Here is a 1,941-nt window from a genome sequence, read left to right on the forward strand (position 1 = left end):
ATCTTCGTTCGTGTTTCGGTCGTGTACATAAAGCGGTCGCTGCTTTCCGTCAGCGCCAGCCCCTCGCCGGTGACGTATTCATCCGCCGCCGCGCCGCGCCGGACGGTCTTCATGTTCATTTTAAGCACCTTGCAAACGCCGCTCGCGATCAGGCAGGAGACGATCACAATGATCGCGATCACCGCCCACGGACTTTCCCGCACGGGCTTGCCTGCCTCGGCAAGGCTCAGATACTCGTCGCAGGCGGTCAGGTACTCGGCAGCACCGATGTACCAGTTGCCGTCGCTGAACTGGCCTAAAAAGCGTCCCTCCAGCTGCTCCGCGCCATACTCATTGATGGCGTAGGCGGCATTTTCGCCATAGATGAACATGGCATATTTGCGGTTCTGCATACTCAGCAGGACGATCACGCCGTCACGCCCATCCCCCATGCCGAGCTGCTTATCGTGGTAGAACCGATAGGTCCCCTCGTAGACGTCGCCTCCTTGGCTGTACACCTTATAATCGTCCACGAAAGCGACATAAACGCCGCAGCTGTGGCGCGTGGAGATCTCCTCCGCGCGTGCCTCCAGCTTCGTCCTGCTATCGGATGAGAGGCAGCCGGCGAGGTCGAATATGTACCGCATGGACGATGTGTCCGGCTCCGGGAGCTCTGTGATCTCGGGCGGCGAGGTCTCCGTCTCGTCCGGCGCGTCCGCACCGCCTGTGACATCCGGCGAGGCGTTTTCGCGGATATAGTCCTCCACGCTCTCCGCCATCGCGTTTACCGCCTGCGAGAGCGCTGTGGCGCTCATGTTCATGTCCTCGCCGTTCCACGCGCGCTCGACCATATAAGGCTTTACCGCGTTGTATACAGCGTCGGACAGCTCCTGTGCGCTGCCCCGCGCCTCATCGAGGAAGGCATACACGCACCAATCCGTCTCCGAGAGCGTGTAGGCGCCATTCTCCGTGCCGCGCAGCAGCAGCGTCAGCGAGACGCCGTCCTTCCGCTCACCGCAGCCGTAGCCGGAATTCTCATAGACATACACCGCGATATCTGAGACGCTGCTGTCCTCCACGCCCTCGTCGGTGAAGGCATCCACCCGCAGATCGACGCCAAGCTCCTGCGTGAGCCGAGGGAGCGTCTGCTCCGCCGCGTAGCTCAGCTCCACGGAGCCGAGCTGCTCCGTTTCATCGTAGAACACCCCATACTCGATCGCCGCCAGGGCGGGAACGCACAATGCAGGCAGGAGCAGCAGCGAGAGCAGCAAGGCTGTAATTTTTCTCTTCATGTCCGCCCTCCTATCGCAGCAGTGTCATGGCCAAAAACGAGCCGATGGCGGACAGCGGCACGGCAATGGCGAAGAACATCGCCCAATACCGCCCCTTATCCACAGGCAGGTCGCCCACGAGCTTTCCGGTCTGTCCGTTCATGGCAAAAAGGAAGTCCTTGCCGTGCCATTTCGTATTGAGCATCCACACGGGCATGAGCGCGTAATGGACCTTGCCGCGCTTGATCGTTGTATTGCTCTCCCGTGCCGAGCAGGTCTCATAACCCGACACAGTCTTTTCCAGCGCGCTTCTCAGCGTACCTGCACAGCGCGAATCGGCGCGCTGGCGGCTGTCCTCCGCCGTCACATCGAACTTGTCGGCAAGGAAGCCCGGAAGATAGGCTGTCGAGAAGGGCTTCAGCTCGCTGTAATCATACGGCTCGATGGAGTCCATGTGCTCATCCGGCATCTTTTCCGATCCGTCCACCGGGATCTTTTCAAAGGCCAGACTTCCGGCGCGGTAGGCATCGTAGTGATCCGTCTCCGTGATCCGATAGTCGCCGCTTTTGTATGTGCGCGAGCGGGTGGCGTCGAAGTGCGCGTCGCCCTCCGCCTCGCCGCTGAACATCCAAAACGGAACATAGACGCCGCTGATCTCCTGCAGATGATTTTCGCTGGAAAAGCTCTTCGG

The 1,941-nt window shown here is 60.5% G+C and carries 1 protein-coding gene and 1 pseudogene; both read right to left on the bottom strand.

Annotated elements, in window-relative coordinates; translation table 11 throughout:
- A partial coding sequence (locus tag KQI17_RS13325) for a TPM domain-containing protein (RefSeq protein ID WP_216496677.1) occupies positions 1–1,271 on the bottom strand: 1,271 nt, incomplete at its 3' end.
- 10 nt (positions 1,272–1,281) lie between these two features.
- Positions 1,282–1,941, bottom strand: a pseudogene (locus tag KQI17_RS13330) (hypothetical protein); the annotation flags it as partial.

Source organism: Oscillibacter sp. MSJ-31, from assembly GCF_018918025.1.
GTDB lineage: Bacteria > Bacillota > Clostridia > Oscillospirales > Oscillospiraceae > Hominicoprocola.